13 protein-coding genes are annotated in these 15,949 nt (G+C 68.9%); 6 read left to right on the top strand and 7 right to left on the bottom strand.

The genetic code is table 11. From position 1 onward, the window contains the following. Window positions 1-326 precede the first annotated feature (326 nt). Window positions 327-1,856, bottom strand: coding sequence for an FAD-dependent oxidoreductase (locus K3F48_RS12015; protein ID WP_222575680.1), 1,530 nt, complete (start codon window positions 1,854-1,856; stop codon window positions 327-329). A 173-nt stretch (window positions 1,857-2,029) separates the two neighbouring features. On the opposite strand from K3F48_RS12015, the gene K3F48_RS12010 reads away from it, so the two are divergent. Next, entirely contained in the window at window positions 2,030-2,518 is a 489-nt protein-coding gene (locus tag K3F48_RS12010) for a CDP-archaeol synthase (RefSeq protein WP_222575679.1), read from the top strand. Between the two features lie 106 nt (window positions 2,519-2,624). Here K3F48_RS12010 and K3F48_RS12005 read toward each other — a convergent pair whose 3' ends face one another. Beyond that, complete coding sequence (locus K3F48_RS12005; RefSeq protein WP_222575678.1) at window positions 2,625-3,707, bottom strand: AI-2E family transporter; 1,083 nt, start codon at window positions 3,705-3,707, stop codon at window positions 2,625-2,627. A gap of 226 nt (window positions 3,708-3,933) precedes the next feature. On the opposite strand from K3F48_RS12005, the gene K3F48_RS12000 reads away from it, so the two are divergent. The 5 genes from K3F48_RS12000 to lpdA all read left to right on the top strand — a co-directional run bounded on the left by K3F48_RS12000 (window position 3,934) and on the right by lpdA (window position 8,952). Beyond that, the gene (locus K3F48_RS12000) at window positions 3,934-5,316 is read left to right on the top strand and encodes a M20/M25/M40 family metallo-hydrolase (protein WP_222575677.1); all 1,383 of its coding nucleotides are present in this window, start codon (window positions 3,934-3,936) and stop codon (window positions 5,314-5,316) included. 92 nt (window positions 5,317-5,408) lie between these two features. Then, the gene (locus K3F48_RS11995; protein WP_222575676.1) at window positions 5,409-6,152 is read left to right on the top strand and encodes an N-acetylmuramoyl-L-alanine amidase; all 744 of its coding nucleotides are present in this window, start codon (window positions 5,409-5,411) and stop codon (window positions 6,150-6,152) included. Next, a complete protein-coding gene (locus K3F48_RS11990; protein ID WP_222575675.1) occupies window positions 6,149-7,036 on the top strand; it encodes an SDR family NAD(P)-dependent oxidoreductase in 888 nt (295 codons plus the stop codon). The genes K3F48_RS11995 and K3F48_RS11990 overlap by 4 nt, the downstream gene beginning before the upstream one ends. Before the next feature lie 23 nt (window positions 7,037-7,059). Further along, entirely contained in the window at window positions 7,060-7,413 is a 354-nt protein-coding gene (locus K3F48_RS11985; RefSeq protein WP_222575674.1) for a DUF2200 domain-containing protein, read from the top strand. Between the two features lie 126 nt (window positions 7,414-7,539). Next, a complete protein-coding gene (gene lpdA, locus K3F48_RS11980; protein ID WP_222575673.1) occupies window positions 7,540-8,952 on the top strand; it encodes a dihydrolipoyl dehydrogenase in 1,413 nt (470 codons plus the stop codon). Between the two features lie 44 nt (window positions 8,953-8,996). Here lpdA and K3F48_RS11975 read toward each other — a convergent pair whose 3' ends face one another. The 5 genes from K3F48_RS11975 to K3F48_RS11955 form a co-directional block, all read right to left on the bottom strand. After that, complete coding sequence (locus K3F48_RS11975; protein ID WP_222575672.1) at window positions 8,997-9,266, bottom strand: usg protein; 270 nt, start codon at window positions 9,264-9,266, stop codon at window positions 8,997-8,999. A 182-nt stretch (window positions 9,267-9,448) separates the two neighbouring features. Then, window positions 9,449-11,026 carry a RecQ family ATP-dependent DNA helicase gene (locus K3F48_RS11970; RefSeq protein WP_222575671.1) on the bottom strand — a complete coding sequence of 526 codons (1,578 nt, stop codon included), beginning with the start codon at window positions 11,024-11,026 and terminating at the stop codon, window positions 9,449-9,451. Further along, the gene (locus K3F48_RS11965; protein WP_222575670.1) at window positions 11,020-11,628 is read right to left on the bottom strand and encodes a response regulator transcription factor; all 609 of its coding nucleotides are present in this window, start codon (window positions 11,626-11,628) and stop codon (window positions 11,020-11,022) included. Before K3F48_RS11965 ends, K3F48_RS11970 begins: the two co-directional genes overlap by 7 nt. 432 nt (window positions 11,629-12,060) lie before the next feature. After that, window positions 12,061-14,661, bottom strand: a complete 2,601-nt coding sequence (locus K3F48_RS11960; protein WP_255608885.1) for a DUF3772 domain-containing protein — start codon at window positions 14,659-14,661, stop codon at window positions 12,061-12,063. A gap of 106 nt (window positions 14,662-14,767) precedes the next feature. Continuing rightward, entirely contained in the window at window positions 14,768-15,949 is a 1,182-nt protein-coding gene (locus K3F48_RS11955) for a lysine-2,3-aminomutase-like protein (RefSeq protein WP_222575668.1), read from the bottom strand.

Here is a 15,949-nt window from a genome sequence, read left to right as displayed (position 1 = left end):
CGCCGTTCGGTCCGCAAAGACACGGACTGTATACATCGGTGCATTGAGCGCCGCAACTATTTCCTAACGATCATGGACTAAATCTGGGTATAAATATTTAGGGCGACTGCTAAGTAGTACTACGGGCCGGGTCCGGCCCGCCGAACACTGTCCGGTTGTTCTTGGCCCTGCGCCCGGCCGCGGATCGAACGCCCGAGCCGCCCTCATCGCCTGGAAAACCGTCGCAAAAATGCGGGCGGGCGGGCACGCGGCCCGCCTGCGCCGAAGCCTTTCGGAAGAAGAGAGACATGCGCTCGCGCGAGTGAGTCTCGCGACGTCTTCGCGCCTCACGCGCCGGACGATTGTTCGAATTCGACTTCCGCGCGAAGACTGTCGAGATCGCGGCCGATCGTCGCGACGGCCAGCTTGCGATCGCCGCTGAAATAGCTCACGGCGCAATCGCGTTGTGCGACATCGCCGTCGATCTCGACGCGCTCCCAGGCGGGGGCGTGTCCGACATAGGAGATGACGAGATCGAAATGCCGGCTCCAGAAGAAGGGCGGCGCTTCGAAAGCTTCGCGCCGGCCGAGAATATTGCGCGCGGCCGTCTCGCCCTGCCGCTCGGCGGTGACGAAATGCTCGATCCTGATGCGTTCGCCCGTGCGATGATCTCTCCACCGGGCGATATCGCCGGCGGCGAACACGCCGGGCGCGCTCGTCTGCAGATATTCGTCGACGAGCACGCCGCGATCGGTCGCGAGGCCCGCCTGCTCGGCGAGCTCCAGCGCCGGCCGCACGCCGACCCCGACGACGACGAGATCGGTGGCGATCGTCGCGCCGCCAGAGAGAACCGCCTCGCGCTCGCCGATGGAGGCGACGGTCTCGCCGAGATGAAAAACGACGCCATGGGCTTCGTGAACCGCGCGCGCCGCTCGGCCGAGCGCGTCGCCGAAGGTCTTCTGCATCGGCGTCGTATCCGGCGCGACGACATGAACCTCGAGCCCGCGCTCGCGCAGCGCGGCGGCCGCCTCGAGGCCGATGAAGCTCGCGCCGATCACCAATGCGCTCGGCGACGCCTTTGCCGCGGCGATGATCGCGCGACAATCCGCGAGGCTGCGCAGGCAGTGGACATGCGGGCGATCGGCTCCCGGCGCCTGCAGCCGGACCGGCCGCGCGCCGGTCGCCAGCAGCAGCGCGTCATAGCGCAGCCTTTCGCCCGTTTCGAGCAGCACGGAGCTCTGCGCGAGATCGAGGGCGGCGGCTCGCGTCGCGAGCCGCAATTCGATGCGGCGCTCCTCGTAAAAGGCGCTCGGCCGCAGCGGCAGCCAGTCCTCGGGCGCGGCGCCCGCGAGATAATCCTTCGACAGATTGGGCCGGTCATAGGGAGCGTCGGCGTCGGCGCTCACGATCGTGAGCGCGCCGGAGAAGCCCTCGTCGCGCAGCGTTCGCGCCGCCGCCAGCCCCGCGGGGCCGCCGCCCACGATCACGACGCGCCCGAGCGCCGGAGGAGGAGGCGGTCTCACGCGCGCGTCCGGGTCGATCCTCTCGGCCGCGAACACATGTTCGCCGCGTCGCTCGGCGCGCCAGCAGGGAATGGGGTCGAGCGCGGGCGCGCGCAGCGCCCGGCCGTCGCGCAGGCTGAAGCAGGCGTGATGCCACGGGCAGCGGATCGTCTCGCCGACGACGAGACCGTCGGCGAGCGGTCCCTGATAATGCGTGCATGCCGCCCCGACGAAATGGCAGTCGTCGCCGCGGCGGATGAGCATCGCCGCTTCTTCCCCCACGCGGCCGCGCAGGATCGCGCCTTCCGCGACCTCCGCCACGGCGACGCCGAGGGAGAAATCGGGGCCGGAGGCGTCTTGTCCATGTTCGCCCATTCGTCACGCCTCGACAGGGAGCGGCCGCATCTGCGCGCGCGAGCACATAGCGCGCGCGACGAAAAGGACAAGCCGCGCGCCGCGGCCTCCGCCGGATGCCGTCGGCTTCGCCTCCCCTATATGCAAGCCGGACAGCCGTGGCCTTCGCCCGGAATGCGAGGAGGCGCGCCGCCATGAACGCCGTGCTCGTCGTGGAGCTCTTCGTGCTGCTCGTCGTCGCCAATGGCGCGCCGGTTCTGGGCAAGCGCCTGCTCGGCGCGACAGGCGCGCGGCCGGTCGACGGCGGCGCGCGATTCGTCGACGGCCGGCCGCTGTTCGGCGCGGCGAAGACCTGGCGCGGCATTCTTCTGTCGATCGCCGCGACGACGCTCGTCGCCTCCGCGCTCGGCCTCTCCGCGGCGGCCGGCGCGATCATCGGGGTCGGAGCGATGGCGGGCGACTTGTTCTCGAGCTTCGTGAAGCGGCGTCTGGGACGGCCCGTGAGCAGCCGCGCGCTCGGCCTCGATCAGATCCCCGAGGCGCTGGCGCCCCTGCTGGCCGTCGCGCCGATGGTCCCGCTCGGCCTGCTCGAAATTCTCATGACGACGGCGGGCTTCTGCGTCGGATCGCTGGCGCTATCGCGGCTGATGTTCGACCTGCGCGTGCGCGAGCAGCCGTTCTGAGGGCGAGAGCGCTTTCCGATCGAACGGAATCGTTCGATCGATTCGCTCCAAATCAAAAAAGCTGGAGCAGTTTTCGATCCACTCGGATCGGAAATTGCTCCAGCCGTCAGTCGCCCGAGGCGCGTCCGACGCTCGCCGTCGCGAGCGCGCCTTCCGCGGAGGGCTCGCCACTCGGCTCGCCGGGCAGAGGGGCCTCCTCCCCGAGCGCGTCGCGGACATAGAGCTTGTTCACCATCACGAACACGATGACCGTGATCGGCGCGGCGAAGACGGCGCCCGTCACGCCGAACGCATAGCCGATCGCCACGATGCTGAGCAGCATCACCGCGGGCGGCACGAACACCATTCGTCGCTGGATCAGCGGCATGATCAGCTGGCCTTCGGCCTGGTGGATGGCGAGATAGGCGACGAGCGTCCATAGCGCCGCCGCCGGACCGAGCGTCACCGCGACGAGAATGGCGGGCACGGCCGCGATGATCGGCCCGAGATAGGGAACGAATTCCGCCACTCCCGCGATCACGCCGAGCGCGAGCGGCGACGGCAGCCCGATGAGCCAGACGGCGACCCCCGACATGACGCCGATGATGATCATCTCGATCATCTGGCCGAACAGCCACAGGCGCAGCGCGCGCGCGACGGCGTCGACCGTGTCCTCGACCTCGCCCCGCCATTCGCGAGGGAACAGCTTGGCGAGCCCCTCCCTGTAGACCGCAGGTTGCGCCGCCAGATAGAGGCCGCCGAACACCATCACGACGACGCCGACGAGGAAATTGGCGCTCACGCTGAACAGGCGCCCGAATATGTCGGTGAGAGGCAGCTCGGCGCCGCGCATGCGGCTCAGCAGAACGCGGCCGATGTCCGACGACTGCAGCGATCGCCACAGAGCCGATTGGGCTTCCTGCACGCGATCGACGACGACCTGCAGCTGCGCCGCCGTCGCCGTTCCGAGCAGAAAGCCGACGCCGAGCAGCACGCAGAGAACGAGCGCTCCCGAGAGGAAGAGCGCGAGGCCGTGCGGCAGCCGCAGCCAGCGGAACGGCTCGGCGACGACCTGGAGCAGCACGGCGACGAGCACCGCCCCGACGATGACGAGCACGACGTCGGACAAGAGCCACAGCGCCGCGGCCGCCAGCAGGACGCCCGCGACGACGAAGGCGCGTTCGACCATTTTTTGCGTATTCGTCGCCATGGCCGCCCTTCGCCTCGGCCGGCGCGGCCGCCGCGCGCCGCTCGCGGAGAATATCGGCGCCGTCGCCCGCGGCGTCCAGTTGCGCGTGGCTCTTCGAGCGCTTCCCGCGGCGCGCTTTCCGCACTAGCTTGGAGGCTCGATTTCGGAGCCGGCGCCGGTCGCTCGAGCCGGGGCCAGGCTCGCGTATGGGCAGCGCCGTCCGTTCGGCAGAGGAGCGCCTCGAAACATGACGACCGAAACCGTTCTGGAGACGATAGACGCAAATCTCTCCGCCGCCACCGAGAGGCTGTTCGATTTTCTTCGCATCCCATCCATTTCGACCGATCCGGCCTTCGCGCAGGATTGCCGCCGCGCCGCCGATTGGCTTTGTGGGCAGCTGCGCGACCTTGGTTGTGACGCCGGCGTGCGCGCGACGCCCGGACATCCGATCGTCGTCGGACATGCGAAGGCGAAGCGTCCGGACGCGCCGCATGTGCTGTTCTATGGTCACTATGACGTGCAGCCGCCGGATCCGCTCGACAAATGGACGAGCGGCCCGTTCCAGCCGCGGCTCGCCGAGGGCGAGCATGGCAAGGAGATCGTCGCGCGCGGCGCCTCGGACGACAAAGGCCAGCTGATGACCTTTCTCGAGGCCTGCCGCGCCTTTCAGGCGAATGGCGGGCTGCCCTGCCACATCGTCTTTTTGTTCGAGGGCGAGGAGGAGACCGGCTCGCCGTCCTTGCCGGCGTTCTTCGCAGCCAATCGCGAGGAGCTGAGCGTGGCCGATCTCGCGCTCGTCTGCGACACGAGCATGTGGAACCACGAGACGCCCGCCATCACCACCATGCTGCGCGGCCTCGCGCAGGAGGAAGTGGTGATCCACGGGCCCGACCGCGATCTTCATTCCGGCCTGTTCGGCGGGCCCGTGCGCAACCCGATCCATGTGCTGGCGAAGATCATCGGCGATCTGCACGATGCGGAAGGGCGCGTCACATTGCCGGATTTCTATGACGGCGTCGCCGAACTGCCGGACGAGATCGCCGCGCAATGGCGGGCGCTCGATTTCGACGAGGCTGCCTTTCTGAAGAGCGTCGGCGTTTCGCAGGCGGCGGGCGAGATCGGCCGCAGCGTGATGGAGAAGATCTGGTCGCGCCCGACCTGCGACGTGAACGGAATCTATGGCGGCTATATGGGCCCCGGCGCCAAGACGGTGCTGCCGGCAAAGGCCGGCGCCAAGGTCTCTTTTCGCCTCGTCGGCAGGCAGAATCCGGAAAAGATCCTCGAGAGCTTCCGCGCCTTCGTGCGCGAGCGCCTGCCCGCCGACGCGCGCGCCGAATTCGTCACCCATGGCGCGTCGCCGGCGCTGCAGCTGCCTTTCGATTCCGAGGCGCTCGCGCGGGCGCGGCGCGCGCTCGGCCAGGAATGGGGCAAGGAGGCGGCGCTCATCGGCTGCGGCGGCTCGATCCCGATCGTCGGCGCCTTCAAGGTGCAGCTGGGGCTCGACGCGCTGATGATCGGCTTCGCGCTCGACGACGACCGCATCCACTCGCCCAATGAGAAATACGCCTTCGACTCCTTCCACAAGGGAACGCGCTCCTGGGCGCGCGTGCTCGCCGCCCTCGCGGCGTGAGCGTCGCTTTTCAGGGCCTCGCGGCCGGCGGACCGGGTCTATATAATGCCCTCCGCGGCGCTTTCGCCGCGCCGTTCCGCCGACGCTCGCACATGGTCGCTCCCGATTCTCCCTTTGCCGCCGAGCTGCGCCTCTCGCCCAATCACGGCGAGCGGCTGCGCCCGCTCTCCGCGCTGATCCTCCACTATACCGGCATGCCGACCGCAGCCGCAGCGCTGCGTCTGCTGACGATCGCCGAATCGCAAGTCTCCTCGCATTATTTCGTCGACGAGGACGGGACCATATTGCAGCTCGTGTCGGAGGCGCGCCGCGCCTGGCATGCGGGCCACAGCTTCTGGGCGGGTGAGGAAGACATCAACTCCGCCTCGATCGGCATCGAGATCGTCCATCCCGGCCATGACGATCCGCATCCCTTCCCGGATCGTCAGATCGAGGCGGTGGCCAAGCTCTGCCGCGACATTTGCGCGCGCAATGCGATCGTTCCGGCGCGCGTGCTCGGCCATTCCGACATCGCCGTCGGCCGCAAGATCGATCCGGGCGAGTTCTTCCCTTGGAAGGTTCTGGCCGAGCGCGGCGTCGGCCTTTTCGTCGAGCCCGCGCCCATCGTCGGGGGAGAGACGCTGGAGCGCGGCGCGCAAGGCGGCGAAGTCGAGGCCTTGCAGAGAGCGCTCGCCGATTACGGCTACAAATCGCCCGTCTCCGGCTCCTATGGCGACGACACCGCGGCAGTCGTCGCCGCTTTCCAGCGGCATTTCCGGCCGCGACTCGTCGACGGCCGCGCCGACGCCTCCACCCTCGAGACCTTGCGCGCGCTCGCCGCCGGCGCGCGCGCATGAGCGAAAAGCGCGCCATCGTCGTCACCGGCGTCTCCTCCGGCATCGGCCATGCCGTGCTCGAGGCGCTGACGCGCGAGGGCTATCACGTCTTCGGCAGCATCCGCAGAGAGGCCGATAGCGAGCGCCTCGCGAACCTCTACGGCGCCGGCTGCTTCACGCCGCTGCTCTTCGACGTGACCGACGCCGAGGCGGTCGCGCGCGCAGGGCGCGAGGTCGAGCGGCGGCTCGAGGGCGCGACGCTCGCCGGCCTCGTCAACAACGCCGGCGCCGCTTTTCCCGGGCCGCTGCTCCACCAGCCGCTCGAGGAGTTCCGGCGGCAGATCGAGGTCAATCTCATCGGCCAGCTCGCCGTCACGCAGGCTTTCGCGCCCCTCCTCGGCGCGAGCGAGGCCCGCCGCGGGACGCCCGGCCGGATCGTCAATATGAGCTCGGTGGCGGGCTCGGTCGCCGCGCCGTTCCTCGGCGCCTACGCCGCGTCCAAACATGCGCTCGAAGCCTTTTCCGACTCGCTGCGGCGCGAGCTGATGATTTATGGCGTCGACGTCGTCGTGATCGAGCCCGGCGTCGTCGCGACGCCGATCTGGGACAAGGCGGAGCAGGCCGATTTCTCGGCCTATGAGGCCACGGCCTATGGCCCGGCGGCGCGGCGGCTCAAAAAATGGGCGGTCGAGAGCGGCCGCATCGGTCCGCCGCCCGACCGTGTCGCCGCGGCCGTGCTGCGCGCGCTGCGCGCCCAGCGCCCGCCCGCACGCATTCGCGTCGTGCCGAATTATCTGCTCGATTGGGTCCTGCCGCGCATGCTGCCCGCGCGCCTGCTCGACCGGATCATCGCCCGCCGGCTCGGCCTGAGGCGGCAAGATCGCCGACCGCCGCAAGGTGGCTGAAGCAAGTCCAGGAGTCGCAGCTCATGGCGAAGCACAGAATTTACACGACTAGTTTTGCGAGCGTTTATCCGCTCTATATCGCGAAGGCTGAAAAAAAGGGGCGTGCGAAAGAAGATGTCGACAAGGTTATTTCGTGGCTGACGGGATATAGCCGGCAGGAACTCGATCTTCGGCTGAAGCGGCGCATCGACTTCGAAACTTTCTTTGCGGAGGCTCCGAAGATGAATCCCTCGCGAGCGCTGATCAAGGGCGTCGTCTGCGGCGTCCGGGTGGAGGACATCGAGGAGCCGACCATGCGCGAGATACGCTATTTGGATAAGCTCATCGATGAGCTGGCGCGGGGAAAAGCGATGGACAAGATTCTTCGCGAGGCCTGATTTTCGTCGATCTCGCCAGCGGAAAATCGAGCCGAGCCGCCGCTCGCCCGCGGCCACAGGATACGGGAAAGCTCTTTCGTGCTAAGCCTCGCCTCGACGGACGCAGCGCGAAGGGGACCTTTCGGGATGTCATATGATCTCATCGTCATCGGCACGGGACCCGGCGGCTATGTCTGCGCGATCCGCGCCGCACAGCTCGGCCTCAAGACCGCCGTCGTCGAGAAGCGCGCGACCCATGGCGGCACCTGCGGCAATGTCGGCTGCATTCCCTCCAAGGCGCTGCTGCACGCCTCGCATATGTTCGAGGAGGCGGCGCGTGGCCTCGCCCCGCTCGGCGTGATCGTCGAGCCGCCGCGGCTCGATCTCGAGGCGATGATGAAGCACAAGGCCGAGACGGTCGCCGCCAATGTCGGCGGCGTCGCTTTCCTGTTCAAGAAGAACAAGATCGACAGCTTTCACGGGACCGGCCGCATTCTCGGGCCCGGCCGCGTCGAGGTGACGCCGGAGGAGGGACCGGCGGAGACGCTCGAGGCGAAGGCGATCGTCATCGCCACCGGCTCGGCGGTCGCGCCGCTGCGCGACGTCGACGGCAAGGAGATCGCCTTCGATGAAAAGACCATCCTCTCCTCGACCGGCGCGCTCGCGCTCGACCGCGTGCCCGAGCATCTCGTCGTCGTCGGCGCCGGCGTCATCGGCCTCGAGCTCGGCTCGGTCTGGCGCCGGCTCGGCGCCAAGGTGACGGTGATCGAATATCTCGACCGCATCCTGCCCGGCGCCGATTCCGAGATCGCGACTCGCTTCCAGAAAATTCTCGAGAAGCAGGGCTTTGCCTTCCACCTCGCCTCCAAGGTGACGAAGATCGAGAAGGGCGGCGACGGCCTCTCCGTCTCCTTCGCCTCAACCAAAAGCGGCGGCGGCACGCCGATCAAATGCGACGCCGCGCTGATCGCCACGGGGCGCATCCCCTTCACGGCGGGCCTCGGCCTCGAGGAGGCGGGCGTTGCGACCGAGCGCGGGCGCGTCGTGATCGACGATCATTTCCGCACCAATCTGCCGGGCGTCTATGCAATCGGCGATGTCGTGCGCGGCGCCATGCTGGCGCATAAGGCCGAGGAGGAGGGCGTCGCCGTCGCCGAGCTGCTCGCGGGCGAGGCGGGACATGTAAATTACGGCGTCATTCCGTCGGTCGTCTACACCATGCCCGAGGTCGCCTGGGTCGGCGTCACGGAGGACGAGGCGAAGGCCGCGGGCCACGCCTATAACGTCGGCAAATTCCCTTTCTCGGCCAATGGCCGCGCGCGCGCCAGCCGGCAAACGGAAGGCTTCGTCAAAGTGCTCGCCGACGCGGCGACGGATCGCGTCATCGGCGTGCATATTCTGGGCTCCGACGCCAGCGAGATGATCGCGGAAAGCTGCGCGCTGATGGAGTTCTCCGGCTCCGCCGAGGATCTCGCGCGCACCTGCCATGCGCATCCGACGCTCTCCGAAGCGGTGAAGGAAGCGGCGCTCGGCGTCGCCAAGCGCGCAATTCACATGTAGTCGGCTCTCGACACCCCCTCCTCCGCTTCGCGGGAGAGCAGGCCTCAATGAAGGTGGAACTCCTTGTCGACCAGCGAGAATTCCGCCGGCCGGATCAGCCCGCTGTGCGCGACATGGACGGAGTGGAGCCTGCCGTCGAGGCTCTTCTCCCAAAAGGCCAGAAACTTGCGCAGATGCGGGAAGTCCGGCTGCAGATCATAGTCCTGCCAGACATAGGACTGCACGATCGCCGGGTGATCCGGCAGACGGTAGAAGATATTGGCCGTCGTCAATCCATATCCTTCGAGCATCTTGCGGAAATCGCGTGAGGCCATAGCGCCGTCTCCTTTCCGGCCGAGGATCGATGATAGTCGCAGTCTTGGAGCATGCAAGGCGAATGCCGAAATAATCGTTACACTACAATGTGTTGGCAGCATTGCCGGGCGAGTGCTGATGGCTTCCGGAGGCGTGTGTCGCGCTTCGCACGCGACTCCCACATCGAGGAAATGCGCGAACGCTACCGCGACGCCGCATCCTTCTCCCCATGCGTGCGAACAAGAAGCAGAAAAGACTCGGCTTCGATGCTCTCGTCGGCCGCCGAGCCCAGCGCGTCGAGACTTTGGAGCCTTTCGATCGCTATTCGTCGCAGCAGCGCGTCAGACATGACGCGACGCGGCGGGAGCGCCCGTCTGCGGGCGATGTCGAAGCGCAGCCGCTTCAATGCGCGCAAAATAGCTTCGTCGCAGACGCGCAGCGGTTCTTGTGGCGCCGCGATCTCGGCGACGGGGAGGGCCGGCTCCGGGGCGCTGGGCTCGACGTCGTCGACCGGCGCCTCGGCGTGCGCGAAACGCGCGAGCGCGGCGACGCGCAGCCGCAGGCCGACGAGGCCCGCGCGCCGCGGCAGGGACAACAGCCCGCCCCGGCAATTGTCGCAACGCCCGCATCGCCCGCTCTCCTCGCCGAACGCCCGCAGCAGCGTCTGGAAACGGCAGGACGGCGTGAGGCACAGATCCGCGATGGCGCGGCGGCGGAGCGCGCCGGCCTCGCTCGCAGGAGAGACGCCCCAGCGCGCGGCGAGATCGCGCGGATCGAACAGAGCCAGCGCGTCGGCCGGCGATCCATCGCGGCCGGCGCGGCCGATCTCCTGATAATAGCTCTCGATCGAGCCGGGCAGATCGGCGTGGACGACATAGCGCACGTCCTGCTTGTCGACGCCCATGCCGAAGGCGATGGTCGCGACCATCACGACGCCGTCGCGCGCGAAGAATGCGTCCTGATGCTCGCCGCGCGCGCCGGCGTCGAGGCCGGCGTGATAGGGCAAGGCGTCGAAGCCGAAGCGCCGCAGGAGCTCGGCCAGCTCCTCGGTCTTGCGGCGCGAGGCGCAATAGACGATCCCGCTCTGCCCCTCCCGCCGACGCAGAAAGCTCGCGATTCGCCGCAGCGAGTCGCGCCGGCGCTCGAAGGCGAGGCGCAGATTCGGGCGCGCGAAGGAGGAGACGAAGATCTCCGGCTCGCGCGCGAACAGCCGCTCCACGATGTCGGCGCGCGTCGCCGGCCCCGCCGTCGCGGTGACGGCGAGAATCGGCGGCGCGCCGAGCCGCGCCGCGACCTCGCCGAGCCGCGCATAGTCCGGCCGGAACTCGTGTCCCCAATGCGAGACGCAATGCGCTTCGTCGACCGCGAGCAGCTTCACGCGCGCCTCGTGCAGCAGCGCGATCGTCGACTCTTGCGCCAGTCGTTCGGGCGCGACGTAGATCAGCCTGGCGCGGCCGTCGGCGATGGCGGCGATCGCATGGGCCTGCTCCGCCTCTGTCTGTGCCGAATGCAGGGCGACCGCCGCGGTCGCGGCGACGCGCAATTGGTCGCGCATCAGCGAGATGAGCGGCGACACGACCACGACCGGGGCGCGCCCCATGGCCGCGGGCAACTGGTAGAGCAGAGATTTGCCGGCGCCGGTGGGCATGACGGCGAGCGCATCGCGGCCGGCGAGCACGCAGGCGAGGACGCGCTCCTGCCCAGGGCGGAAATCCTCATGGCCGAAGACGGCGGAGAGAACGCGCCGCGCCGCGTCGAGATCCGGGGGCGCGTTCAGCACGTTTCGGAGCGCCGGGCGAGCAGAGACAGGCGGACGAGATCGGAGAGATTGCCGGCGCGCATCTTCGCCATCAAATGCGCGCGATGCGCCTCCACCGTGCGCACGCTCGTGCCGAGCTCATGCGCGATGATCTTGTTCGAGCGGCCGCCGAGAATGCCGGACAGAACCTCCTTCTCCCGTGCGGTCAGCGTCGCGATGCGCTCGCGCGCCTCGATCGCCTCGGCGGTTTCCCCGCGGCGGCTCAAGATCTTGCGGACGGCCCCGAGCAACGCCTCGTCGCCGAACGGCTTCTCCAGAAGATCGAATGCCCCCGCCTTCATCGCCCGCACCGCGAGCGGCACATCCGCATGGGCGGTGATCACGATGACGGAGAGGCCGATGCGCCGCGCCTTGATTTCTGCGATGAGATCGAAGCCGCTCGCCTCGGGCATGCGGACGTCGGTGATGACGCAGCCGGTCTCGTCCGGCGCGACGACGGCGAGGAACTCGCGCACGGAGGCGTGCGCGCGCGCCTCGATCGCCTCGGTCGACAGCAGCAACTTCAAGGAGTCCCGGACGGCGGGATCGTCGTCGACGATATGGACGATCCGCGCGCCGCTCATCGACGCGGCTCCCCTTGCGCAGCGGGGCGGCGGACGGAGGCTCGGCCCGACGCCGACTCTCGGCCGGGATCGAGCGCGCGCGGCGAAGCCGCCGGGTCGCCAGACGATGGGGGCGCCACGATGTTCGTTCCGCTCTCTTCGAAACCGCGCGCCGCCGATGGGCGCCTGAACCAGGCCGGCTCCCGCCTGCCGGGCGATAGGGAGGGATAGTGGAATCGGCTCGGCCCTTTGGCAATAGGCGGCGCGTCGTGACAAGGGCTCATGCCGGCGACGAGCGCGGCCACGACGCTCGAAAGACGCCCGTTCGTCGACCCGAGTCGGCCTTGGCCTCGTGACGCGATGACGCGCCCGAGCTAGTGGCGTGACTCAGCCGAATCGAGCGAGCCTGAAGGCTCGCTCGTCGAGAGGCTGCAAATTCGTCGACTCGAGCCGTTAGACATTCGCCACCGCATAGCCCCGCTCGCTCTCGCCGGCCGGCGCGACGCCCGGCGCGGCGAAGGGCTCGAAGCCGGCGAGCTTCACCACGGTCGGCGGCGGCGCCGGCGGCGCGACGGTCACGCCCGCCTCGGCGAGGCGGCGGAAAATGTCGAAATGCAGATCGCTCTTGATTCGCGTCGACTGCTCGACGTCCTCCACATAGCACCAGAGCTCGAAGCGGAAGGCGGTCTGCTCCATCGACAGGAACATGACCGACGGCGCCGGGATGCGCAGCACGCCGTCATGGGCCCTGGCGGCTGCGAACAGGATCGCGCGGATCTCCTCCGGATCGACGCCCGCATGCGGGGCGAGCGCGATCTTGATGCGGCCGATGCGGTCATTGCGCAGCCAGTTCTTGACGACGCCGGACACGAGATTGGAGTTGGGCACGATCATCGTCGCGCGGTCGAAAGTCTCGATCTCGGTCGAGCGCACATTGATGCGCTTCACATAGCCCTGCTCGTCGCCGACGACGACCCAGTCGCCGACGCGGATGGCCCGTTCCCACAGCAGGATGAGGCCCGAGACGAAATTGCCCACGATCGACTGCAGGCCGAAGCCGATGCCGACCGAAAGCGCGCCGGCGACGATGGCCAATCGCTCGAGGCCGAGGCCGAGCTCCGACAGGGCGACCGAAAGCGCGACGATGAAGCCGGCGTAGCCGACGCTCGCGCCGATCGAATGGCGCAGGCCCTTGTCGAGCCGGGTCAGCGGCAGAAAACGCTGGTCCAGCCAGCGCCGCAGCGCCCGCGTCGCCCCATAGGTGAGCGCGAACAGCGCGAGAGCCGTCGCCATGCCCGAGGGCGAAATGACGACCTCGCCGATCTTGAACCCGGAATAGGCGGATTTCAAATTGCCGAGAATATCGTCCGACTGGAAGCCATAGGGGACGAGCGCCACGAACAGGGCGAAGCCGTAGAGCGCCAGCGACGCGACCCCGGAGAGAAGAAGGGCGAAGGGGCCGAGCGATTCGGGCCGCGCGCCGAAGCCGGAGACGAACAGGCGGCCGAGCGGCGCAGATGGCAGGAAGGCCTGTTCGGCGCCGGCGTCGACGAAGGCGAGCAGCAGATAGAGGGCGGCGCCGACCGCGGCGAGCCAGGCCATCTGCATCAGCAGGAAATTGGCGAAGGCGACATATCCGGCCGCCAGCGCGCCGGTGATGACGACGATCTCCGTCCAGGCCAGGAGCCGCAGCGGCGCGGTCCAGTCGCGCGCGCCTTCCGGCGCGCCGGGATCGTCGGCGCCGTTCTCGTGGCGCGTCGCGACATTGACGATCAGGAAGAGGAGCGCGATGACGAGGGCGCCGGCGCCGCGCGTCAGCACGACGACCGAAACTCCAGCCTGGACGAATTCGGCGATCTGTTCGAGCACGCGCGTCGCCGCGGCCACGGCGCCGACGGTGACGGCGAGAGACAGTATTCTCCGCGACATCCGCTCCCCGATGCGCAGCAGACGCCATTGCGGAAGCCCTGGAGCGAGCAGGCCGCGCGCCAGCGAGTGCGAAACGGCGACGAAGGCGACCGCCTCGGCCAGGCGACGCCCGAGCGGCGCGAGGACCGGATCGTCGAGATCGAACGCCTGGATCGCGAGCGTGAGCGCCGAAACGGCGGCGATTGGAATGGCCGCGCCGGCGACCGCCGCCCACAGGCCTCCGGCCGCCTTGCGGAAGCGGCTCGGCTCCGGGGTCTCCGCCGCGCGCGTGACGATGCGACGGGCGAGGCGCGTCTCCGCGCCGACGAGCAGCAGGATCACGAAGGCGGCGGCGAGGAAGCCGGCGAGCTGGCCGTCGCGCAGCCGGGCCGAGACAACGCCGGCGCGCTCCTGGAGGGCCATCGCGAACACTTTCGCGTCTAGGGGCGCCTCCTGCAAAGCGGCGCTCCACAGGGCCGGCGAGAACAGGCCGCTCGTGCGCAGGAACAGGGTGCTGGCGAAGAGCGCGCGCTGGCGCGCCCTGATCGTCAGAGCGGTCTGCCGCGCCTCCAGCGCCAGGGCGCGCGCCCGCTTCAGCGTCGCGTCGGTTTCGTCATAGAGCTTTTTCTGCTCCGCCCATTCGGCGTTGACGCTGGCCGCGGCGAGCGATTCGCCATCGGCCGGCGGAGCGGGGGCCGGCGCCGGCTTGGGCTCGACCGAAACCTTGGCCGCCAGGAGCTTGCCGGCGATCGGGACCTGCGCGCCTTTTCCCGGCGGCGGAAAGATCTCCTCGCGCTTTTGCGGCGCCGGCGGCTCGGGAGCCGTCTCCTTTTTTTCGGGCGCGGACTTGGCCGGGCCGGCGAGCTCGTCGAGCCGGGCCTGCAACCCGGCGAGGCGCGGAGTCAGCCGATCGATCACGTCCTGCAGCTCGGCCGGCAAGGCGTCGACCCGATCGCGCAGGCTTTGCAGCGTCGCGTCGCTCAGCGAAGGGTCCGCCAGCGCCTTCTCCACATCGTCGAGAGTGGCGCGCGCGGCGTCGAGCCGCTCGTTGAGCCGGTCGAGGCCGGCCGTCTGCTCGGCGGCGAGAGCCGGGCAGGAGAGAAGGGCGAAGAGGGCGATGGCGAATGGGAGCAGAAATCGACGCAAGGCGAAGCTTTCGTTGCAGAAGTGATGTCGGGAGCAGTCAGAAACCCAAAATTTCGCCAATCTCGGGGCGGAGCAATCGGACGAGCGAGAGCGTCGCCGCGAAGCTTCAGTCTGCCACGGCCCGTTGCGCCATCTCGTCCGCGCTCTCGCCCGGATAGGCGTGCGCGCGCCCGGCGCGGTCGCGGACGAGCCAGCCGCCGTCCGGGCTGCGCTCGAGATGGGGAGGCTGCAGCGGAACCTTACCGTAGCCGCCGGGAATGTCGAGGACATAGGCCGGCGAGGCCACGCCCGAAACGCGCCGCGCCAGCTCGGCGTAGAGGGCGCGTCCCTCGTCGATCGAAACGCGGAAATGGGAGGTGCCGGGGGCGAGATCGGGATGATGGAGATAATAGGGTTTTACACGCAGCGAGGCGAGCGCGCGCATCAGCCGCTCGAGCGTGTCGGCGTCGTCGTTGACGCCGCGCAGCAGCACGGTCTGGGCGAGCGTCGTGACGCCGGCCTCCTGGATGCGGGCGATGGCTTCCCGCGCCCGCGGCGTCAGCTCGCGCGCATGATTCACATGCAAGGCCATATAGACGGCCTTGCCGCTGGCGGTCAGCGCCGCGAGCCGGTCGGGGCTCGCGAGATCGGGAGAGGCGGTCGGCGCGCGCGTGTGAATGCGCAGCAGCGCGACATGCTCCATTTCCCGCAGCCGCTCGGCGACGGCGCGCAGACGCCGCGCCGACAGGGCGAGCGGATCGCCGCCGGTGAGGATCACTTCGAAGATTGCGGGGCGCGCGGCGATATAGGCGAGCGCGCGCGACAGCGCCTCGTCCGAGAGGGCGCCGCCCTTGCCGTGGCCGACGCTCTCGCGGCGAAAGCAGAAGCGGCAATAGACCGGGCAGACGGAGAGAAGCTTCAGCAGCACGCGATCGGGATAGCGATGGACGAGCCCCTCCATCGGGCTGAACGGGCCGTCGCCGATCGGATCGGCGAGTTCTTCCGCGCGCGTGTCGAGCTCGCGCGGATCGGGCAGGAATTGGCGGGCGATGGGGTCGCGCGGATCGGCGCGGTCGATCAGCGCCGCAATGTCCGGCGTCACCGCGACGCTGTAGCGGGACGCCACGGCGGCCAGAGCCGGAGCCGCTGCGGGCGCGAGCAGGCCCGCGGCGACGAGATCGGCGGGAGATTTCAGCGTCGGCGCCGTCGCGTCGGAACGCGCGAGGCTGTGGCCGCCAGAGGCGCCGGGCGGCGTTCGGATCTCATTGTCGCCGCGCTCCTCGGCGCGACGGGCGGTCTGCTCGGTCAT

It is taken from the genome of Methylosinus sp. Sm6 (assembly GCF_019802345.1).
Lineage (GTDB): Bacteria > Pseudomonadota > Alphaproteobacteria > Rhizobiales > Beijerinckiaceae > Methylosinus.
The sequence above is the reverse complement of the archived record's forward strand: the minus strand, read 5'-3'. Positions and strand labels throughout refer to the sequence as shown.